This is a genomic window from Actinophytocola glycyrrhizae, assembly GCF_042653545.1.
In the GTDB taxonomy this organism is placed as follows: domain Bacteria; phylum Actinomycetota; class Actinomycetes; order Mycobacteriales; family Pseudonocardiaceae; genus Actinophytocola; species Actinophytocola glycyrrhizae.
On record NZ_JBHSIS010000007.1, the window covers coordinates 435,078 to 455,191 of the forward strand.

The 20,114-nt window shown below is 71.2% G+C and carries 20 protein-coding genes; 12 read left to right on the forward strand and 8 right to left on the reverse strand.

Features of this window, described 5'->3' with window-relative positions; genetic code table 11:
* Positions 1-143: 143 nt before the first annotated feature.
* The gene (locus tag ACFPCV_RS17895; protein ID WP_378057332.1) at positions 144-1,502 is read right to left on the reverse strand and encodes an NAD-dependent succinate-semialdehyde dehydrogenase; all 1,359 of its coding nucleotides are present in this window, start codon (positions 1,500-1,502) and stop codon (positions 144-146) included.
* Between the two features lie 111 nt (positions 1,503-1,613).
* Positions 1,614-2,531, reverse strand: a complete 918-nt coding sequence (locus tag ACFPCV_RS17900) for a PfkB family carbohydrate kinase (protein WP_378057333.1) — start codon at positions 2,529-2,531, stop codon at positions 1,614-1,616.
* Between the two features lie 309 nt (positions 2,532-2,840).
* Between ACFPCV_RS17900 and ACFPCV_RS17905 the strand changes: the two genes are divergently transcribed.
* From ACFPCV_RS17905 to ACFPCV_RS17925, 5 genes are all read left to right on the forward strand, one after another.
* Positions 2,841-3,026 (forward strand): PspC domain-containing protein, encoded by a 186-nt coding sequence (locus ACFPCV_RS17905; RefSeq protein ID WP_378057334.1) that lies wholly within the window; start codon positions 2,841-2,843, stop codon positions 3,024-3,026.
* A 132-nt stretch (positions 3,027-3,158) separates the two neighbouring features.
* Entirely contained in the window at positions 3,159-4,163 is a 1,005-nt protein-coding gene (locus tag ACFPCV_RS17910) for an ROK family protein (RefSeq protein ID WP_378057335.1), read from the forward strand.
* Between the two features lie 120 nt (positions 4,164-4,283).
* Positions 4,284-4,925, forward strand: coding sequence for a hypothetical protein (locus tag ACFPCV_RS17915; RefSeq protein ID WP_378057336.1), 642 nt, complete (start codon positions 4,284-4,286; stop codon positions 4,923-4,925).
* A gap of 290 nt (positions 4,926-5,215) precedes the next feature.
* On the forward strand, positions 5,216-6,178 hold the full coding sequence (locus ACFPCV_RS17920; protein ID WP_378057337.1) for an anti-sigma factor RsbA family regulatory protein: 963 nt from the start codon (positions 5,216-5,218) through the stop codon (positions 6,176-6,178).
* Between the two features lie 231 nt (positions 6,179-6,409).
* Positions 6,410-6,784: a hypothetical protein gene (locus ACFPCV_RS17925; RefSeq protein WP_378057338.1), complete on the forward strand. Its 375-nt coding sequence runs from the start codon at positions 6,410-6,412 to the stop codon at positions 6,782-6,784.
* 13 nt (positions 6,785-6,797) lie between these two features.
* Here the strand turns inward: ACFPCV_RS17925 and ACFPCV_RS17930 are convergent, their stop codons facing one another.
* Positions 6,798-7,799, reverse strand: coding sequence for an ABC transporter ATP-binding protein (locus tag ACFPCV_RS17930; protein ID WP_378057339.1), 1,002 nt, complete (start codon positions 7,797-7,799; stop codon positions 6,798-6,800).
* A complete protein-coding gene (locus ACFPCV_RS17935; RefSeq protein WP_378057340.1) occupies positions 7,786-8,778 on the reverse strand; it encodes an ABC transporter ATP-binding protein in 993 nt (330 codons plus the stop codon). Before ACFPCV_RS17935 ends, ACFPCV_RS17930 begins: the two co-directional genes overlap by 14 nt.
* Before the next feature lie 169 nt (positions 8,779-8,947).
* Here ACFPCV_RS17935 and ACFPCV_RS17940 point away from each other — a divergent pair, with 169 nt between their 5' ends.
* The 7 genes from ACFPCV_RS17940 to ACFPCV_RS17970 are packed head-to-tail and all read left to right on the forward strand — an operon-like array spanning position 8,948 to position 16,732.
* A complete protein-coding gene (locus tag ACFPCV_RS17940) occupies positions 8,948-10,156 on the forward strand; it encodes a dipeptidase (protein WP_378057341.1) in 1,209 nt (402 codons plus the stop codon).
* A complete protein-coding gene (locus ACFPCV_RS17945; RefSeq protein WP_378057342.1) occupies positions 10,153-11,763 on the forward strand; it encodes an ABC transporter substrate-binding protein in 1,611 nt (536 codons plus the stop codon). The genes ACFPCV_RS17940 and ACFPCV_RS17945 overlap by 4 nt, the downstream gene beginning before the upstream one ends.
* Positions 11,764-11,780: 17 nt before the next feature.
* A complete protein-coding gene (locus ACFPCV_RS17950; RefSeq protein ID WP_378057343.1) occupies positions 11,781-12,749 on the forward strand; it encodes an ABC transporter permease in 969 nt (322 codons plus the stop codon).
* On the forward strand, positions 12,746-13,636 hold the full coding sequence (locus ACFPCV_RS17955; RefSeq protein ID WP_378057344.1) for an ABC transporter permease: 891 nt from the start codon (positions 12,746-12,748) through the stop codon (positions 13,634-13,636). The genes ACFPCV_RS17950 and ACFPCV_RS17955 overlap by 4 nt, the downstream gene beginning before the upstream one ends.
* Complete coding sequence (locus tag ACFPCV_RS17960) at positions 13,633-14,811, forward strand: M24 family metallopeptidase (protein ID WP_378057345.1); 1,179 nt, start codon at positions 13,633-13,635, stop codon at positions 14,809-14,811. The genes ACFPCV_RS17955 and ACFPCV_RS17960 overlap by 4 nt, the downstream gene beginning before the upstream one ends.
* Before the next feature lie 11 nt (positions 14,812-14,822).
* Positions 14,823-15,710 (forward strand): alpha/beta fold hydrolase, encoded by an 888-nt coding sequence (locus ACFPCV_RS17965; RefSeq protein WP_378057346.1) that lies wholly within the window; start codon positions 14,823-14,825, stop codon positions 15,708-15,710.
* On the forward strand, positions 15,707-16,732 hold the full coding sequence (locus tag ACFPCV_RS17970) for an Lrp/AsnC family transcriptional regulator (RefSeq protein ID WP_378057347.1): 1,026 nt from the start codon (positions 15,707-15,709) through the stop codon (positions 16,730-16,732). Before ACFPCV_RS17965 ends, ACFPCV_RS17970 begins: the two co-directional genes overlap by 4 nt.
* On the opposite strand, the gene ACFPCV_RS17975 is transcribed toward ACFPCV_RS17970, so the two are convergent.
* The 4 genes from ACFPCV_RS17975 to ACFPCV_RS17990 form a co-directional block, all read right to left on the reverse strand.
* Complete coding sequence (locus ACFPCV_RS17975; protein ID WP_378057348.1) at positions 16,719-17,114, reverse strand: hypothetical protein; 396 nt, start codon at positions 17,112-17,114, stop codon at positions 16,719-16,721. The two genes, ACFPCV_RS17970 and ACFPCV_RS17975, sit on opposite strands and share 14 nt — an antisense overlap.
* 468 nt (positions 17,115-17,582) lie before the next feature.
* Positions 17,583-18,335, reverse strand: a complete 753-nt coding sequence (locus ACFPCV_RS17980; RefSeq protein ID WP_378057349.1) for an ESX secretion-associated protein EspG — start codon at positions 18,333-18,335, stop codon at positions 17,583-17,585.
* Positions 18,332-18,703, reverse strand: a complete 372-nt coding sequence (locus ACFPCV_RS17985) for a hypothetical protein (RefSeq protein ID WP_378057350.1) — start codon at positions 18,701-18,703, stop codon at positions 18,332-18,334. The genes ACFPCV_RS17980 and ACFPCV_RS17985 overlap by 4 nt, the downstream gene beginning before the upstream one ends.
* 14 nt (positions 18,704-18,717) lie before the next feature.
* The gene (locus ACFPCV_RS17990; protein ID WP_378057351.1) at positions 18,718-20,007 is read right to left on the reverse strand and encodes a hypothetical protein; all 1,290 of its coding nucleotides are present in this window, start codon (positions 20,005-20,007) and stop codon (positions 18,718-18,720) included.
* Positions 20,008-20,114 lie beyond the last annotated feature (107 nt).

A 20,114-nucleotide genomic window follows, 5' to 3' on the forward strand; every position in this document is an offset into this window, starting at 1 on the left:
TCCGGAATTCGAATGTAGAGACGCCTGGGATCATTTGTCAATGACGGGTAATGCGCCCGAAATTATCGGAAGTGTCCGCGCACGGGAAACGGGCCGGAGCGAGTGCTCCGGCCCGTCGCCGGGATCAGGCCATGCGTTCCTGGCTACAGGCGGATCGCCTTCTTGTTCATGAACTCCTCGATGCCCGCGGGACCGAGCTCACGGCCGATGCCGGAGCGCTTGATGCCGCCGAAGGGGAGGTCCGCGGACGAGCCGCCCGCGCGGTTGAAGTACACCATCCCGGCCTCGATCCGTTCGGCCACGCGGCGCAGCCGTGCCGGGTCGGTGCCCCACACGCTCGCGCCGAGACCGAACGGCGAGTCGTTGGCCAGCTCGACCGCGTGCTCCTCGTTCTCCGCGCGGAACACGACGACGACCGGGCCGAAGATCTCCTCGTAGTAGGCGTCCATCTCGCGGGTCACGTCGGTGAGCACGGTTGCCTCCAGGTAGGCGCCCGGCTCGATGCGGTTGCCGCCCGTCCGCAGCGTGGCGCCCTGCTCGACCGCCTTGCGCACCTGCCCGGCGACCTCGTCGGCGGCGGCGGCCGACGCGAGCGGTGGCAGCCTGGTCGCGGGGTCGGCCGGGTCACCCGGCTGGAAGTGGTCGGCGACGTGCTTGGACAGCTTGTCCACGTAGTCGTCGTACAGCTCGGAAAGCACGATCATCCGCTTCGGCGCGTTGCACGACTGGCCGCAGTTGCGCATCCGCGCGGTCGCGGTCTGCTTCACCGTCTCGTCCAGGTCGTCGCTGTCGAGCACGATCAGCGGGTCGGAGCCACCCAGCTCCAGCACGGTCTTCTTCAGGTGCTTGCCCGCCTCGGTCGCGACCGAGATGCCCGCCGGCTCGCTGCCGGTCAGCGAAACACCCATGATCCGCGGGTCCGCGAGGACCGCCGGGATCTGGCGGCTGGACGCGAAGGTGTTGACGTACACGTCCGCGGGCACGCCCGCCTCGTGCAGGACGTCGGCGATGGCCTGTGCGGAGCGCGGGCAGATCGAGGCGTGCTTGAGCAGGATCGTGTTGCCCAGCACCAGGTTCGGCGCGACGAACCGCGCGACCTGGTAGCACGGGAAGTTCCACGGCATCACGCCGAGCAGCGCGCCGATCGGCTGCTTCACGATCACCGCGTCGCCGGTGCTGACCCGCATCGGCTCGTCGGCGAGCAGTGTCGCCGCGTTGTCCGCGTAGTAGTTGAAGATGTCGACCACGATGCCGACCTCGCCGCGGCCCTCGTTGATCCGCTTGCCCATCTCCAGCGTCATGATCTCGGCGAGCTCGCCGGACCGCTCGGCGAACAGCTCCGCGGCCCGCGAGACGATCTTCGCGCGCTCGGCGACCGACCGTCCTCGCCACGCCGGGTAGGCACTGTGCACGCGGTCGATCGCGGCCCGGACCTCCTCGTCGGTCGCGTTCTCGATCTCCTCGACCAGTTCGCCTGTCGCCGGGTTGGTGACTGTGTACATGGAAGCGCGGGCCTTTCCTCTACGACACGGTCCGCGTCCACCCTACATTCCAGACAGAATACTGTATACACATCCGTGTCACCTGGTGGGAAGCCGCGGCGGCCTGACCGGTCAGCCCACGCGGGCCCGCCGCAGGAAGTGCCGCAGCCGCGAAGGTGTCAGGTGCGGACGGCCGCCGGGGTGCTCGACCGTCGCGGCCGCGGCGGCGACGGCCAGTTCGACGGCCTCCTCCGGTTCGCCGCCGCGCACGAGCACGGTGGTCAGCCCGGCGGTGAGCGCGTCGCCCGCGCCGGTGGTGTCCACGACGTGGGCGTCGCCGTGGGTGGAGACCAGCGAGCCGCCGCGCCACACGAAGACGTCACCGCCGTCGTAGCCGAACGCGACCAATGCGAGGTCGTGTGCACGCTGGACCTCGCGGGCGGCACGCACCGCCGTTTCGGGGTCCGTCAGGTCGGCGCCGGTCAGCAGCCCACCCTCCTTCGCGTCGGCCCGCAGCACGTGCGCGGCGGCGAGGATCGCCGCACGCCGCTCGTCGTCGGCGGGTGCGCCCTCCAGCACGACGAGCCCTGCCGCCTGCCGGACCGCGGCGAGCGCGGCGGCCGACGGTTGCTGCAGCTGGACCACCGTGCACCGGGACGGGCGGGCGGCCAGCAGCACGTCGTCCTCGGTGAGCAGGACCGGTTCGGGCAGGTCCTCGACGTAGCGCCACTGCCCGTGCGCGTCGAGGAGGCTCACGATCAGCCCGGTGCTGGTACCGGCCCGCCGCACCACGGGTGACACGTCGACACCGTCGCCGCGGGCACGGGCCAGCAGGTCGTCGGCGACGGGATCGTCGCCGACCACCCCGAGCAACGCGACCGGGACACCCAGCTGTGCGAGCGCCACCGCCTGGTTGGCGCCCTTGCCGCCGAGCATCTCGAGCCGCTGCCTGGCTCGCGCCGACTCCCGCTCGCCGGGCATCTCGGCCACCCGCAGCACGAGGTCACGCGCCACCTGTCCGACCACCAGCACCTGGTCAGCTGCATCCATACCGACCGGGTACCACCCGAGCCCGCCCCGTCAACCAGGCAAGTGCCGTGAATGGGCCGTTCAGGGCGCTGAGCGTCCTGAACGCGCCTTTCAGGGCATCGGCCAAGTACGGGCCGACAACCAGGGTCATCTCAGGGTGATCCACCATGCGGTGCCGCCCACCGCGGGGGGACCGTGGAGTCATGACCACTCATCGTCACGATCCGCGGCCCGGTGTTTCCCGACCGCGCCGGAGTGGAACGACGTAAGCCAGCCACGAGCACGTCACCAGGCGGAGCCAGCTCGTGATCCCCGAGAGGCGGAACAGTCATGACCACGTTGACCAGACCTCAGAGCAAGAAGATGATCGCCGGTGTCTGTGCCGGTCTCGCCGATCGGTACGGGTGGCGGGTCGGGCGGGTGCGGCTCGTGTTCGTGCTGTCCTGCCTGCTGCCGGGACCGCAGTTCATCGCCTACGTGGTCCTGTGGGCGCTCATGCCCAAACGGACCTACTGAGCCCCGTTCGGTCCAACCTCACGCGCCGTCCGGGGCGCCCGGGCGGAACTTCGGCCCAACCCCATTGACGGCGGTTGCACACCGTCCTAATTTGTCCGGCTAACGGACAAATCAGCGGGGCGGTGCTGCCTGGTGAACGCGGCTCGACCAGCCGGGCGGCAACCGGCCGACCAGGTCACCATGCGGCGCAGCAACCTGGCGCTCGTGCTGCGGCACCTGCGCGACGCCGGTTCACGCAGCCGCGCCCGCGTCGCGGTGGAGACCGGGCTCAACCGGGGCACCGTGTCGAGCCTGATCGCGGAGCTGATCGACCGCGGGCTGGTCCGCGAGGGCGACGTCGAGCGCGGTGGCTCCGTGGGGCGGCCGGGGCAGACCGTCGAGCTGGACGGGCGCGGCATCGGCGGTGTCGGCGTGGAGATCAACGTCGACTACGTGATCGCGGTCGTCCTGGTCCTGACCGACACCGTCGTGTTCGAGCACCGGGTCGTGCTCGACGTGCAGGCGCTGCCCGCCGAGACCGTGCTGGACGCGGTCACCGAACTGACGATCCGCGCGCTCGCCGCGTGCGAGGAGCAGGAGGTCACGCCGGTCGGCATGACCCTCGCGGTGCCCGCGCTGGTCGGCACCGACGACGGTGTGGTCGCCTTCGCGCCCAACCTGCACTGGACCACGGTCGACGCCGTCGCAGGCCTGCGGCAGCGGCTCGCCGGGCCGCGACGGCTCCCCGCACGGCAACTGCCCATCAAGGTCGACAACGACGCCAACCTCGCGGCGCTGGGCGAGTTCGCCATGGGTGGCCGCGCGGGCACCGCCGAGCTGGTCCACCTCACCGGTGAGACCGGGGTCGGCGGCGGTGTCATGGTCGGCGGGCGCCTCCTGCGTGGCGCGGCCGGGTTCTCCGGCGAGATCGGGCACATGCCGCTCAACCCCGGCGGTGACCTGTGCGGCTGCGGTCGCCGCGGTTGCTGGGAGACCATGGTCGGCCTGTCCGCGCTGCTGCGCATGGCCGCCACCCCCGACGACCCCGTCCGCGATCCCGCACTGGGTTTCACGGCCGCCGCCCGCGGCGGCGCGCACGTCGCGCTCGAGGCCGTGCTCGACGACCCCACCCTCGTCGCCGTGCGACATGGGGCCTGACCGGGCCGTGGTGCGGGGCGTGGCGGCGCCCCGCACCACGGCAGGTGCACCGAAGGACGGACACGAGATCCACACAGTCCGGGCAGCCCTGACCGCCGCCCGTCCCGTAGGAGGAATGCGATGAGCCCTCGCACCACGGCGCCCGCCCGGCGCCGCACCCGGTCGTTCCGCCTCGGGCAGACCGACGACACCGCCCCTGTCCGGCGCCGGGTCCTGCCCGCCGTGCTGGCGTTCGTGGTGGGCGCCGTGGTGTTCGGGGTCGGCGGCTACCTCGTCGGCAGCCCGAGCGAGGAGGCGCAGATGGCGGCCGACATCCGCGCCGCGGACGCCGCCCGCGACAAGGTGCAGGTCAAGGAGCTGACCGACCTGGCCCGCGCGACCCGCGACGACCTCGCGCCCGTCGTGGCGGGGCTGGCGGCGCACGAGGGGGACGCGGCCGCGTGGCAGCGGACCGTCGAAGGCGCCGCCCGGTCGTTCGACGACCCGCCGTCGGGCGCCACCGCCACCAACGTGGCCCGCGGCAGCCTCGCGACGGCGATCGACCAGCTCGCCGTCGCCGTCGCCGCGCACCAGCAGGGTCACCACGAGCTGGCGACCCGGCAACGGGACCTCGCGGTGACCGCGTGGTCGGTCGGCGCGACGCAGCTCGACCAGATCAACGTGGACGCCGGCTACGGGCACCAGCACGTGTACCTGCAGTCCGAGCCGGGCGGCGAGGCCTTCACCCCGGACGGCGAACCGGAAGGACATGGACACCGATGAGCGCAAGACTCCTGGTGGTCGCGGCCACCCTGCCGGCCGCCGTCCTGCCGCCCCGTCCAGCTCGACGTCCGCGGTGACGGGTCGAGTCGCCCAGCGCGGTCCACCCGTCGACCGCGGTCGTCCTGCGGAGGCGCCGCCTGACCTGCCCGGGGCTGAGCGGGCCGGTCGTCGCCGGGGTCGGGGAACCCCGTCAACAATCTTCGCCGGATCGATGGGATCCTGTTCTTCCGGGACCGAGTCATGTGGGAGCGGAGCGGCGTGAGCGACAGGGGCGGCTTATGAGGACCGGGATGCCCGCTGGGCAGACCGGGTACTTCCACGAGGCCATCTGTCACGATTCGGACGACGAGCTGCTGGCCGTGGTCCTCCCGTTCCTGCTGGGCGGGGTCGAGGCCGGGGAGCCGACGATCGTCTCCCTGTGCGAGCGGAACGCGGCGCTGGTCCGGGACGCGCTCGGGGACGACACCCCGGTGGTGTTCCAGGAGGGCGGCGACCTGTACGCGCGGCCCGCGGCCGCGATCCGCGCCTACCGCGAGATGTTCGCCGGGCTGGTGGCGGATGGCGCGCAGCAGATCCGCGCCATCGGCGAGCTGCCGCCCGCCGCGCTCGGGGCGACGTGGGACTGGTGGGCGCGCTACGAGTCGGCGATCAACGACGCCTACGACGAGTTCCCGCTGTGGAGCATGTGCGCCTACGACACGCGGACGACCCCGGCCGGGGTGCTGGCCGACGTGGTCCGCACCCACCCGCTCGTCGCGACCCCGGACCGGCACCTGCCCAGCCAGGACTACGTCGAGCCGGACCTGTTCCTGAGCGACCTCCGGCCGCAGGTGCCGGACCCGTTGCAGCTCACGCCGCCCGCGGTCGAGCTGACCGATCCGGCTCCGGCCGCCGCGCGGGACGCGCTGGCGCGGGTCGGCGCCGGGGTGCTCGGGGCGGACGCGCTCGCCGACATGCGGATCGCGGTCACCGAGTCGGTCACGAACGCGACGAGCCACGGCCTGCCACCGACGCGGGTCCGCTTCTGGGCCGGGCCGGACCGTGTGGTCGTGACGGTGACCGACGGCGGCACGGGCCCCACCGACCCGTTCGCCGGGCTGCGCGCCGCCGCGCACGCGCCGATGGGCGGACTCGGGTTGTGGCTCACCCACCAGCTGTGCGACCACGTGTCGATGAGCAGAACCGAGGACAGCTTCACCATCCGCCTGATCAGCGGAAACCCGAACCACCGAGCAGGCCCGTTCACAGCATGACGAGCGCCCTGAAAGGCGCGTTCAGGACGCTGAGCGTCCTGAACGCGCCTTTCAGGGCGCTCAGCCACGCCTCGGGAGGGAGAGGGGAAGACCGGACGCTGTCGGGCTCGCGAGGGCAATGACCGACAGGTCCGGTCCTCTGCACACCGGAACGGCCCTGCTTCCGATCCGGGCAAGCAAGGGCTACCCGTTCACCCGTACGGGCAAACCGGGGCCCGCTAGATTCTGTGCATGGGGCTACGGGGAGTGGGAGTCGTGCTGGCGACGGTGCTGATGGTGGCCGGGTGCGCGGAGGTGGGCGAGGCGGTCGACGATGCCGGTGCGGTCGCGGACCGGGCGTCGGTGTGCGCGGAGGCGCTCGGCCTCGCGGACCTGAACCCGCTCGTCGACTCCGAACGTCTCAAGGCGCGCGCCGAGGACAAGGAACGCAGGCTGCGTGAGCTGGCGGACGACGTGGCCGACGAGGACGTGAAGGCGTCCCTGCTCGGCCTCGCCGACTCCTACCTGCAGGTGCAGAAGGAACGGCTGGACGACGCGGGTGTCGTCGCCAGGTGGGTGCAGCGCAACACCGAACGGCTCGACAACCTGCGCGTCGCCTGCACGTAGGGTCCGCCGGGGTTCACGCTGTGCCGGTGGCGGGCACCGCCCCGGCTGCCGCGTCCTCGGCGAAGTGGCACGCCGTCAACCGGCCGTCGACCTCGCGCAGCGGTGGGGTCTCGGTGCGGCAGCGGTCCTGCGCGAGCCAGCACCTGGGGTTGAACCGGCACCCGGCCGGCGGGTCGATGGGCGACGGCGGCTCGCCGGTGAGCACGCGCCGCCGCGCCAGCCTGCCCCGCGACGCCCGGTCCGAGGACGGCACCGCCGACAGCAGCGCCTGCGTGTACGGGTTGGTCGGCGTGTCGTAGATCTGTGCCGTCGGGCCGATCTCGGCGATCCGGCCGAGGTACATGACCGCCACCCGGTCGGCGAGGTGGCGCACCACGGACAGGTCGTGTGCGATGAACACGATCGCCACGTCGAGGCGCTCGCGCAGGTCGGCGAGCAGGTTGATCACCTGCGCCTGCACGGAGACGTCCAGTGCGGACACCGGCTCGTCGGCGATGAGCACCGAAGGGTCGAGCGCCAGCGCACGCGCGATGCCGATCCGCTGCCGCTGCCCGCCGGAGAACTGGTGCGGGTACCGGTTCATCAGGTCCGGCGCCAGCCCGACGAGCTCCAGCAGCGTCGCGACCTTCTCCCTGCGGGATGCCCGCGTGCCCTGCCCGGTCGCGGCCAGCGGCTCGGCCACGATGTCGAGCACCCGCATCCGGGGGTCGAGCGAGGCGTAGGGGTCCTGGAAGATCATCTGCACGCCGCGCCGCAGCCGCGCGCGGCCACCGGAGGTGACGTCCGAGCCGTCGTGGTGGAGCCGCCCGCTGTCGGGGCGTTCCAGCCCGACGAGCATCCTGGCGAGTGTCGACTTGCCGCACCCGGACTCGCCGACGATCCCCAGCACCTCGCCCCGGCGCAGCGACAGGCTCACCCCGTCGACCGCCGACACGTGCCCCCTGCGCAGCAGCGACCCGACCGAGTACCTGCGGACCAGCGAGTCCGCGACGAGAACCTCGTCAGACGTGCTCACCGAGCATCACCTCCGACTGGTGGCAGGCCACGGTGCGGCCTGCCAGCGACACCGGCTGCGGCCGGACCGTCGAGCACTCCTCGACGGCGCGGTGGCAGCGCGGGTGGAAAGGGCATCCGGCCGGCACCCGCGCGGGGTTGGGCGGCGAGCCGGGGATCGTGAACAGGTCGGCGCCGTGGTGTTCCAGCTGCGGCACCGACCGCAGCAGCGCCTCGGTGTACGGGTGGGACGGTCGGGAGAGGACGGTGTCGGCGTCGCCTGCCTCGACGACCCGGCCCGCGTACATGACCGCGAGCCGGTCGGCGACCTCGCTGACCACCGCGAGGTCGTGGGTGATGAGCAGCACACCCATGTCGAGCTGTGTGCGCAGCGAACCGAGCAGGTCGAGGATCTGTGCCTGCACGGTCACGTCGAGTGCCGTCGTCGGCTCGTCCGCGATCAGCAGCTCCGGTTCGAGCGCGATCGCCATGGCGATGAGGATGCGCTGGCGCATGCCGCCGGAGAACTGGTGCGGGTAGTCGCCGGTCCGCCTGGCGGGGGCGGGAATCCCGACCGTGCCGAGCAGGTCGGCGGCCCTGGCCCTGGCGACCCTCCTGGATACTCCACCGTGGACGCGGAACAGCTCGCCGAGCTGGTCGCCGATGGTGAGCACGGGGTTGAGCGCGGACAGTGCGTCCTGCAGCACGAGGCTCATCCTGGTGCCCCGGTACTCGCGCAGCTGCCGCGCGGTCGCCGTGCGCAGGTCGGTGCCCGCGACGGTGATCTCGTCGGCCGTGACCGTCGAGCCGGGGCCCGCGAGGCCCATGACGGCGCGCGCGGTCACCGACTTGCCGGAGCCGGACTCGCCGAGCAGCGCGACCAGCTGTCCACGTGGGACATCGAGGTCGACGTGCCGGACCGCCGCCACGTCGGCGCCGCTGTCCATCTGGAACGAAACAGACAGGCCGCGGACCCGCAGCGCGTCGGGAGGACTGTTCACAGCTCCATCCTCACATGCCGAGTGTTGCCGATAAGTTTCATATGGTGACCGATCGCGCCGTGTTTGAACACATGCATTGACAACTATGCCGGATATTGATGACACTCTGCGGCATTCCACAGGAGACAGTCAACTGGTACCGCACACGACGCGGAGACAGGAGCGCAGCGTGCTGGAGCCCGCTTCCCGCTACACCGGCTACACCGCCTACGAGTACCTGGAGTCCGGAAGGGACTACCGAGGGTTCACCTACGCCAAGCAGGTCGGCCGCGTGCCCGCCTACCAGGGCCTCGAACTCACGGGTGAGCAGGAGGAGCGGACCAGGCGGCTCCTCGCCGAGGAGACGGTCATCTCGCTGCACGAGCACGTGCAGGTGTTCCCCGAGGACATGACCGACCTGCGCGAGCACATCCGCCAGGGCCGTGAACCAACGGGCTACGAGGGCCTGTCGCGTTCCGGGCTCACCGCCGTGTTCGACAACGGCATGGACGGTACCTGCTGCATCAGCTCCGACGCGGGCTGGAAGTACCAGGACGTGCTGTTCGACCTCGGTGTGCGGATGGCCGACCTGGCCCACCAGGACTTCGTGATCAAGGCCGAGTCGGTCGCCGACATCGAGTACGCGGCGGAGACCGGCCGCATCGCCCACGTTTTCGCGCTCGAGGCGGCGACCCCCATCGAGAACGAGATCGACCGGCTCGACGTGCTCTACGGCTTCGGCGTGCGGCAGATGGGCATCGCCTACTCCGAGGCCAACCTGCTCGGCAGCGGCCTCAAGGAGCGCGGCGACGGCGGCCTCACCTACCTCGGCGACCGGGCCGTCGAGCGGATGAACAAGCTCGGCATCGCCATCGACATCTCGCACTCCGGTGACCGCACCGGCCTCGACGTGATCAAGAAGTCGAAGGTGCCGGTGTTCATCACCCACGCCGGTTCACGGACCGTCTGGCCGACGAACCGGATGAAGGACGACGAGACGATCAGGGCGTGCGCGGAACGCGGCGGCGTGATCGGCATCGAGGCGGCCCCGCACACGACGCTGTCGCGCGAGCACCCCCGGCACTCGCTCGACTCCGTGATGGACCACTTCACCTACTGCGTCGAGCTGGTCGGCATCGACCACGTCGGCTTCGGCCCGGACACGCTGTTCGGCGACCACGTCGGCCTGCACGACACGTTCGCGGCGAACCTGTCCCTCGGGCAGGCGCACGGGAGCGTCGAGTTCGAGAAGGTCCCCTACGTGGACGGGCTGGAGAACCCGGCGGAGGGCTTCTTCAACATCATCGGCTGGCTCGTCAAGCACCAGTACAGCGACGACGACATCCGCAAGGTCATCGGGGGTAACACGCTACGAGTCCTCAAGGAGGTCTGGGTTTGAGGTCACGTCCCCGGCTGACCGCGGCCATCGCCACGGCCGCGGCCATCGCCACGTTCACCGCCTGTGCGCCGAGCGCACCGACCGAGGGTGGTGGCGGCGCGGCGGTCACCGACGCCACGCTGACCATCGCGACCACCACCGACGTGGTCAACTACAACCCGTTCGTCGGCAACAGCCGCAGCGACTACTGGATCACCAACCTGATGTACCCGCACCTGCTCTCGATCGGCCCGGACGGCGAGAAGTCGCCCGAGCTGGCGGAGAAGTGGGGCTACGTCGACGACACCACCGGGTTCTACGAGATCCGGTCCGGCATGAAGTGGTCGGACGGCACACCGCTGACCGCGAAGGACGTGGCGTTCTCGCTCAACGCGGTGAAGCGCGACAAGCCGGCGGGCACGCTCTACGGTCAGCTGACCAACGTCGAGTCGGCGACGGCGGTGTCCGACACGCGGGTCGAGGTCAAGCTGTCCGCACCGGACTCGACGGTGATCCCGGAGGTCGGGTTCTGGGGCAACGTCGTGCCACAGCACGTGTTCGAGCCCGCCGGTTCGGTCGCGACGTTCGCCAACGACGGAAGCGGCGGCGGCTGGGTGTCGGCCGGGCCCTACGTGCTCACCGACGTCCAACGCGGACAGAGCTACACGCTGGAGCGGGTCGAGGACTACCCGCTGGTCGACGGCGGCAAGCCCAAGGCGGCGAAGGTCGTCTACCGCGTGTACCCGGACGTGAACACCGAGATCCTGGGCCTGAAGAACGGCGACGTGGACGTCATCGCGAACTCGCTGCCGCCCGCGCAGGTCAAGGGGCTGCAGAACACGCAGGGCATCACCGTCGAGGAGGTCCCCGGCCTCGGCTACGCGCACATGACCTACAACATGAACAAGCCCGACCTCGCGAAGAAGGAGGTCCGGCAGGCGCTCGCGCACGCGGTGGACTACGACGCGATCCGCAAGGTCGTACTGCAGGGCCAGGCCGTGTCGACCGGGTCCAGCCCGATCATGCCGGTGCTGGAGGAGTTTCACGACGATTCGAGCAAGGAGTACGAGTACGACCCGGAGAAGTCCAAGCAGCTTCTGACCGACGCGGGCTACCCGACCGACGGCTCGCTGAAGTTCCGGCTGATCTACTCGCTGCAGGACCCGGTGACCACGCAGTGGGCGACGCTGGTCAAGGACGGCGCGGCCAAGGCGGGCGTCACGATCGAGCTGCAGGGTCTGGAACGCAACACGTACCTGGCCAAGACCGACGCGGGTGACTTCGACATCTACGCGGGCAACTTCGCGATCATGGACGACCCGGCGACCAACATGGCCCTGACCTACCTGCCGGGCGGCGCGATCAACTACTCCTATGTGGACGATCCGGCGCTTTCGTCGCTGATCGAGCAGGCGCGGGTCACGTTCGAACGCGACGAGCAGGTGCCGATCCTGCGGCAGGCGGCGAAGCTCGTGCGGGACAACGTGTACGACAACGTGATGTACACGCAGAACCTGTACGTGGCGCACCGCAGCGAGTGGAGCGGGTTCGTCGTGAAGCCGAGCGAGCTGCTGTCCATCGTCAACCCGATCTCGGTCGCCTCGGCGACCAAGTCGCAGTCGCAGTGAGCTGAAGGGCCGCCTGGATGTCGCTGTTCTTGTTCGTGCTCAAGAGGGTGGGTCGTGGCCTGCTCACGATCTGGTTCGCCGTGACCGTCACGTTCCTGCTCCTGCGGCTGCTGCCGGGGGACCCGGTGCTGGCCGTGGCGAACCCGAACATGACACGCGAGACCCGGGCGGCCCTGCTCGCCGACTACGGCCTGGAGGAGTCGCTGCCCGTCCAGTACGTGAAGTACCTGTGGCAGCTGCTGCAGGGGAACCTCGGCATCTCGTTCCACCAGAACACGACCGTCACGAACGTCCTGATGGAACGGTTGCCGTGGACACTGCTGCTCGCCGGGGCGTCGCTGCTGGTCACGGTCGCGGTCGGCATCCCGCTCGGCGTGCTCGCCGCGTCCCGCCGCGGGGGGTGGTGGGACCGGTTCGTGCAGGTCATCGCGGTCACCGGGCAGTCGCTGTTCGTGCCGAGCCTCGGGATCCTGCTGCTGTACGTCCTCGGGCTGAAGCTGAACTGGTTCCCCATCGGCGGTGCCTACACCGACGGCACGTACGGCGCCGAGTGGTACCTGTCGGTCCTCTCGCACCTCGTGCTGCCGTGCCTTTCGCTGGTGTTCGCCCAACTCGGCGCGTACGTGCTCACCATGCGGTCGTCGCTGATCGACGCACTCGGCGAGGACTACGTGGTGCTCGCCAACGCGAACGGGCTGCCAGCGTGGCGGGTGCTGTGGAAACACGCGCTGCGCAACGCGTTGCTGCCCACCACGACGCTGGTCGGCCTGCAGCTCGGGTTCGTGGTGGGTGGCGCGGTGCTGATCGAGACCGTGTACGCCTACCCGGGCATCGGCCGCGGCATCTACGAAGCGGTGACCCAGCTGGACTTCCCGGTGCTGCAGGGCGCGTTCCTGCTGCTCGCGGTGACCGTGGTGGCCGTGAACATGGTCACCGACATCGCATACGGACTACTCGACCCACGAGTCAAGGCGGCCTCGTCATGACCACGACACCGGAGGCGCAACGGGCCGAGGCGGTCGCCGTGGACGCACCACCCAGGCCCGCGCGGAACACGTGGCGCCGGTTCCGGCGTGAGCCGCTCGGCATGGCGGCACTGGTCGTGCTGGTGCTGCTGGTGATCACCGCGGTCGCGGCGCCGCTGCTCGCCGACCACCCGGCCGGGTACGGCGAAACGGTGCTCGCGCCGCCGTCGGGCACGCACTGGTTCGGCACCGACAGCCTCGGGCTCGACGTGTTCGCCGAGGTCGTGTGGGGCGCGCGGCAGAGCCTGCTGGTCGCGGCGGCCGCGTCGCTGATCGCGATCGTGTTCGGCACGCTGCTCGCGGTGGTCGGCGCGTACTTCCGCAGGCTCGACGCGGTGATCAGCGTGGTCGTGGACCTGACGCTGTCGCTGCCGATCCTGCCGCTGATGATCCTCGTCGCCGCGCTCGTCGGGCCGAGCACGGTGACCATCATCCTCGTGATCGCGGCGTTCTCGTGGCCGGAGGTGACGAGGGTCGTGCGCTCGCAGGCGCTTTCCGTGGTGCGGCTGCCCTACGTGGACGCCGCGCGGCTGATGACGGGCTCGCCGGCGTGGATCATCCGGCGGCACGTGCTGCCCGCGGTGATGCCGCTGGTGCTCGTATCCGTGGTGCTGACCTCCTCGCGGGCGGTGCTGTCGGCGGCGGGTCTCGCGTTCCTCGGTCTCGGCGACCCGAACACGTGGTCGTGGGGCCGGATCCTCTACGAGGCGCAGCAGGCTGGCGCGATGTCCACCGCGTGGTGGCTGCCGCTGTTCCCCTCGCTCGCGATCTTCCTGCTCGTACTGGCGTCGACACTGCTGTCCACGGCCTACAACGACGCACGCAACCCACGAAGGAACAAGCCATGACTTTCTCGCAGCGGCTTGACCGCGCGTTCTTCCACCGGGTTCAGGACCGGGTGCGGGCACGTGCCGCTGACGCCGGGCTCGACGCGGTGCTCACCGACGACCCCGAGGACGTCGCGTACCTGACCGGGTTCTTCCACCACCCGTGCGAGCGGCCGGTCGCGGTGTGGCTCGGCACCGACGGCAGCACGGTCCTCCTGCTGCCGGAACTGGAACGGGAGCACGCGGAGGCGCAGCACGCGGTCGCGGACCTGGTGGCCTACCCGGAGTACCCGGGTGTGGTGCCGCCGTTCGCGCTGCTCGCGGAGGCGGTCGGCGCGGGCAGGCGGACCGCGGGGCACACGACGGCGATGACCTACGCGCGGTACAACGCCGCCGCCGTGGCACTGTCCGGTGTGGACCTCGTGCCGACGGACCTCGTCACCGTCGCCCGCTACGTCAAGGAGCCCGCGGAGATCGCGCTGCACCAGGAGGCCGCGCGCATCACCGACGTGATGCTGACCGAGGGCGTCAAGCTCGTGACCGACGCGCTCGCCACCGGCGGTGAGCTGCCCAGCGAGGCCGAGCTTGCCGCGCACGTCGGCCGCGTCGGCACCTCGACCATGTACGCCGAGCACACCGACGTGGTCGTGGTGTCCTTCCTCGCCGGCGGGCTCGTGTACGCGGGCGCCAACTCCTCGTACCCGCACGGCCTGCCGTCGGGGTACCGGTTGCGGCCGGGCGACACGTTCATGCTGTCGCTGGGCTGCGCGGTCGGCGGCCGGTTCGTCGAGGGGGAGCGGACGTTCGTCCTCGGTGAGCCCACCGACGAGCAGCGCCGCTACCACGAGACCATCCGTCTCGCCCAGGAAGTGGGCGGGCACGCGATCAAGCCCGGTGCGGAGTGCCGGTCTGCCAACGAGGCATGCCTCGCCGTGGTCCGGGAGGCCGGGCTCGGCCGCTACCTGCGGCACCGGCAAGGGCACGGCATCGGCCTCGGCATGCACGAGCCGCCGTGGCTGGAGGACGGCGACGCGACCGTGCTCGAGCCGGGGATGGTCGTGTCCAACGAGCCGGGCATCTACGTCCCCGGCCACGCCGGCTACCGGATCTCGGACTCCATGCTGGTCACCGAGGACGGCTCCCGTCCGCTCACCTCGTATCCGCGCAGCCTCGACGACTGCGTCATCCCCGTCTAGAAGGAGTTCTCGTGAACGACGTGTCGCCCGAGTTCGCCGCCGCCACCACCGAGGCGCAGCTGGTGGAGATCAACGGCAACCGGCTCGCGGTCGAGGTGCTCGGCCCCGAGGGCGCGCCGGTGCTGATCGCGCACCACGGCGCGCCGGGGCTGGGCTCGCGGGCCGAGCCGCGCGCGAGCTTCGGCAGGCTCGCCGACACCTACCGGGTCGTGGTGTTCGACGCGCGGGGGTCCGGGCAGAGCGAGGGCAACGGCACGTTCAGCCACGAGCAGTGGGCCGCCGACATCGACGGGCTGCGCCAGTGGGTCGGCGCCGAGCAGGTCATCATCGCGGGCGGCTCGTACGGCGGGTTCATGGCGATGGAGTACGCCACCCGCTACCCGGACCGCGTGCGCGCCATGGTGCTGCGGGACACCTCGCCGGACAACTCGCACGAGGAGAAGGCGCTCGCCAACGCGCTCGCCACGACCCGCGTGTCGATCGACAGGGAGAAGCTGGACCGGATCTTCGAAGGCACCGTGCGCGACAACGACGACCTGCGGGACTGCTGGCGGGAGATCCTGCCGCTGTACGACTACCACTACGACCCGGCCGCGGTGGAGAAGAAGGTCGAGGCCACCCCGTACCGGTACGAGGCGCACAACCACGCGTTCGCGGTCAACATCCCGGACTACGACCTCAAGCCGGTCCTGCCGCGGGTCACCGCGCCCACGCTGATCACGGTGGGCCGCACGGACTGGATCACTCCGGTGGAGTGCAGCGAGACGATCGCTAGTCTGATCCCCGGCTCGCGGCTGGTGGTGTTCGAGAAGTCGGGCCACTCGCCGCAGATCGAGGAGGCGCAGGCGTGGACGAAGGTGGTGCGCGAGTTCCTGGCCGAGGTGTGCCCCGTCACATGAGGCCCCTCGACGATCTCGACCGGCAGATCATCGTCGCGCTGCAGGGCGACGGGCGCGCCAGCTGGACGTCGATCGCGGCGACGTGCGAGACGTCGGTGCCGACGGTGGCGCGGCGCGCCCAGCAGCTCATGGCGGACAACCTGCTGAAGGTCGCGGTGCTGCCGAGCCTGGGCAGCACCGGGCCGGTGGAGACGTTCTTCACCCGCATCGGCTGCCGCCCCGGCACACAGCTCGACGTCGCCGAACAGCTCGTCGCGCGGCCGGACGTGCGGTGGGCGTCGCTGATCACCGGCTCGTACGACATCGGCATCGAGCTGGTGGTCAACGCCGGACCGACCCGCTACCCGAAGACCATGTTGGAGCTGCAGCAGATCGACGGCGTGCAGCGGTGGTACAGCGACCTGCTGCTGCACGTCTACAAGGTGTCCCACGACTGGTACAAGCAGTTGCTCGACGACCGGGACGCGCTGCCGCCCGAGGTGCCGCTGTGCTCACCGGACCACTTCGACAAGGTCGACTGGGCGATCCTGGACCACCTGCGTGACGACGGGCGGGCGAGCTTCAAGACGATCGCGGGCGCGCTGGACCTCAACGAGTCGACCGTGCGGCGCCGCTTCGAGCGCATGATCGGCGACCGGTGCGCTGCCGTGTTCACGATCGTGCCCGCGCAGGCGCTCGGGCTGGAGGCGGAGACCCTGCTGTGGGTCACCGTCGAGCCGTCGAGGCTCACCGAGGTCGCGGCGGCACTGCTGCGCCACCCGTCGGTGCGCTACCTCGGCGCCACGCTCGACGGGAACGCCCTGCTGTGCGAGGTGATCTCCGAGTCGACCCGCGGCCTGTTCGAGTTCACCACGGCCACGCTCGCGAAGATGGCGGGCGTGATCGGGTGGAGCGCGTCGGTGGAACTGCTGTCGCTCAAACGCGGGTTCGTGGAGACCCCGTGGTGGCGCGACCAGCTGGCGGAACACCACGCGGACGCGGTGGTGCCCATCGGCCATGGCACCGCGGTCAGCGGCGGCTGACCGGCGCGGTCCAACTGCACCGCAACAGGTGCCGGTACAGGTGTTCCCGACCCGACCTGCCAGGGACGACCCGGTACCGCAGACCGCGGAGCACGGCGTCGCCCGGCACGGGTTCCGGGCGGCGCGGGCGCCAGCCGTCCTGCGTGAAGTGGACCAGCCACGTCGCGACGGTCGACCCGGTCCGGTAGCTCTCGACCGCCAGTTGCCGCAGGTCGCCGAAGCGGGCCATGACCACGAGGTCGGCGACCATGTCGGAGGTGATCGGCGCGCGGCCCGCGTAGGCCGTGGTGTGGTCGTTCAACCATTTCGCGCCGCGCCGGACGTGGTGTGCCGCGGTGTCGGCCGGGTCTCTGCGCAGCCGGTGAAGGGTCCAGGTTCGCATGGCAATCGCCTCGAATCACAAGGAGTCGCGCAGTTCTTCGGCGCGCGACTGGCGGTCGTTACCTCCACACCGCGCCGAGCGCGGATCGTTACCCGAGAAGTGCCCCGGCCGTTGTGGTCGCAACGCCAACCTGAACCGTGCTTTCCAGTACCTGCACGAGATCGCGCGCCACCCGCGCCGGCCCAGTGCTCAAAGGTGCGTTCACGGCAACAAGTGCCCTGAAAGGCGCGTTCAGGGCCCTCAGCGCCCTGAACGCGCCTTTCAGGGCATTGCCACGCCGTCAACGTACCTTTCACAGCACCGAAACCAGCCCGGCCCCCGCGCAGCGGGCTCTGCCCGCGCAACCCCGTCGGTGGCGCAAGCCCCTGGGAGGTCGACGGGATGGCAGGCAGACCCGAACCCAACCGCAGCCGACATGCCCCTCCGCCACCCAGGAGACCAGCAGCGAGGACGACCACGAACGAGAGCTCACCTGCGTAGTGCTTCCACCAGTTCCTCCGCCGCCGAGCGGAGAGCACTGGGGGACAGCGGGTTCACGCTGATCCACCCGTCCGCCGCCGTCGGGGTGGTGACCCGGACCCGGCCTGACGGGGTGTCCAGCCAGCACAGCTCCGGACCTGTGCGGGTGTCGCGGATGTCGCCGCCCTCTCGGGTGGTCGCCGTCGCGCCCAGTTGGCCGCCGCCTTCCACTTCCGTGATCAGGTCGGTCAGGGCGTCCAGTTCGTCGGGGTTGCCGCCGTGTTCGGTGACTGTTCGGTGGTGGCCCGTCGACACGGTTGCCGCCGCGGCCGGTAGGCGGACCGGCATGGCCGTCGCGGCCGCGAGGTCCGGGGTCAGTGCGGTCAGTGCGGTCGCCACCGCGCTCAGCGGGATGCGGCGGACGTCCACCAGCCGGGTGTCGTCGTCGAAGTCCTGTTTGCAGAGCACCGCGTGTTTGCCGTACACCAGTGCCACCGCGCCGCGTTCGCCCGCCGGGCCGCGGACCACGAGGTCCACCGTGCCCCGTCGTCTTGCCAGCGCCGCCACCACGTCCGCGGCAAGGCCCGCCGGGCCCGCCGCGTCCGCCAGACCCCGTACCTGCAGTGTCTCCGCCGCCGCGGCGAACAGCTCGTCGCGTTCCGCGGGGACGCGGCCGAACGACGGGACGCGCAGCGGGTAGGGGACGGTGGCGCCCGCGTGGGTCGCGAGCAGGTCCAGTTCCACCAACCCGAACCGGGTCACCTGGCCTCGCCGAGACGGGTGAACGTGCCCTCGTTGCCGTCGTCGGTGGCGCGGTAGTCACCTGCCGCGGCCCTGGTCTCACCGCCCAGCCTGGTCAGGCCGTCGGCCCACTCCCGCAGTACGGCCGGGGTGCCGTCGGGGCCGGTCAGCCTCGCCAGCTTCGCCGCGAACCACAGCGCGGGCGGGGACGAGCCGAGTCGCAGCGGCCGCACGTCGGCCTGCCGCACCCGGTCGTGCAGGTGCTCGCCCAGCCGGACCAGCTCGTCCGCCTCCCGCTCCAGTTCGTACGGGCTCACGAACACACCCGCGCCCGCACGACTCAGCGCACCCTTGGTGCCGGAAGGGTCTTCCTCGGAGTCGACGTACATGGTGGCTCCCCGTCTCATGCCCCGATCACGGGCGGTGGTGTCCTGTCGTCGAGGGTGAACAGCTTGTCGGCGCGTGGCATGCGGTTGTGGTGCTCGCGGTCGTCCTCCCGACGGCTGGTCGCCGGGACGGCGCCAGGGGTGACGGGGCGGGCGGGGCGTTCGGTGTCGGTGACCAGGCCCGGGGTCGTGCCCCGGCCCACGAGCTCCCGCCACGCCACCGGTCCGCCCATCGCGCGACCGTCGGGACCGCTCACCCACCCGGGGGCGGCTGACGGCCGGGTGGCGCGGGCCTGGCCGCCGCCGGGGCCGACGGCGATGCCAGCCGGGTGTGTCACCTGGCCGGTGCCGGGCGCCCCGCCCGTGGCGGACGCGCCGGGTGCGGCCGGGATGGCCGCCGCCGAAGCGGCCGTTGCCGAGGAGGGCGCTGCCGACGAGGGCGTTGCCGGGCTGGACGCGGTGGACACGGCCGGGCTGGACGCGGTCTGGGGAGCCCGGGCGGGGGTGCTGTCCGCGCGGGCCACGTTCGGTGTCGCCGGGCGCGGGGCGGTCACGGGCACGGCCACCGCTTCCGGGCGTGGCGAAGGGAGCTGCCCGCCGCCCGGCACACCGGGTGGGACCTTCGCGGGTGCGTCCGGCGGGTCGGCGGCGACCAGGCTCTGCTCGAAGGCCTGCATCACCTCGACCGCCTCCGCCTTCTTGTTCGCGGCCAGCAGCGACGCGCCGAACCAGCTCGTGCCCGCGCCCGACACCGCACCCACCGCGAAGGCGGGCCCCGCCGCCGCGCCGCCGGTCAGGGCGCCGTACGAGGTCGCGGCGCCGACGTCGACCGGCTCCGGCATCCGCGCCTGTGCCCGGCTCAGCGCCTCCGACGCGCGGAGCACCGCGGCGGACAGCGCCGCCGCGTGCTCGGCGACCGCGGCACCGCCCGCCCTGTGCTCGTCCAGGGTGCTGCCGAACGCGCCGGACGCCTGGCCCTGCCACACGTCCGGCACCTGCTGCCGCCTGGACGTCAGCTCGTCCGCGCAGTCGTGCGCGCCGCGGCCGAGGCCGTCCAGCACCGCCGACTGCTCACCGACCTGGCCGGGATCGGCGCCGGTGCGCACCATCGCCGTCAGCTCCTCGTGGCTGTAGGCGTTCCAGTTGGTGCCACCCGGCGGGGTGGGGGAGCCGAACACGCCGTGCCAGGTCTGGCGCAGCTCCCTGCGCAACGTCCCGGCCGCCGCTCCCGCCGTGTCCGCGACGGGGGCGAGCACCGCCCCGACGGCGTTGTCGATGCCGTCCGTGACCGTGTCGAGAAAATCCACCGCGTCTCCCAGCTCGGACAATTCGGCGAACCGAGATTACACGAGCAGCGAACCATCCCGCGATGGCACTTTTCACTGCACCCGCAAGGAATATCACCCGAACGGAG

Coding starts and splice junctions, on each gene's coding strand:
- ACFPCV_RS17895 (WP_378057332.1), bottom strand. CDS start 1,502: ATGTACACAGTCACCAACCCGGCGACAGGCGAACTGGTCGAGGAGATC.
- ACFPCV_RS17900 (WP_378057333.1), bottom strand. CDS start 2,531: ATGGATGCAGCTGACCAGGTGCTGGTGGTCGGACAGGTGGCGCGTGAC.
- ACFPCV_RS17905 (WP_378057334.1), top strand. CDS start 2,841: ATGACCACGTTGACCAGACCTCAGAGCAAGAAGATGATCGCCGGTGTC.
- ACFPCV_RS17915 (WP_378057336.1), top strand. CDS start 4,284: ATGAGCCCTCGCACCACGGCGCCCGCCCGGCGCCGCACCCGGTCGTTC.
- ACFPCV_RS17920 (WP_378057337.1), top strand. CDS start 5,216: ATGCCCGCTGGGCAGACCGGGTACTTCCACGAGGCCATCTGTCACGAT.
- ACFPCV_RS17925 (WP_378057338.1), top strand. CDS start 6,410: ATGGGGCTACGGGGAGTGGGAGTCGTGCTGGCGACGGTGCTGATGGTG.
- ACFPCV_RS17950 (WP_378057343.1), top strand. CDS start 11,781: ATGTCGCTGTTCTTGTTCGTGCTCAAGAGGGTGGGTCGTGGCCTGCTC.
- ACFPCV_RS17955 (WP_378057344.1), top strand. CDS start 12,746: ATGACCACGACACCGGAGGCGCAACGGGCCGAGGCGGTCGCCGTGGAC.
- ACFPCV_RS17960 (WP_378057345.1), top strand. CDS start 13,633: ATGACTTTCTCGCAGCGGCTTGACCGCGCGTTCTTCCACCGGGTTCAG.
- ACFPCV_RS17970 (WP_378057347.1), top strand. CDS start 15,707: ATGAGGCCCCTCGACGATCTCGACCGGCAGATCATCGTCGCGCTGCAG.
- ACFPCV_RS17975 (WP_378057348.1), bottom strand. CDS start 17,114: ATGCGAACCTGGACCCTTCACCGGCTGCGCAGAGACCCGGCCGACACC.
- ACFPCV_RS17985 (WP_378057350.1), bottom strand. CDS start 18,703: ATGTACGTCGACTCCGAGGAAGACCCTTCCGGCACCAAGGGTGCGCTG.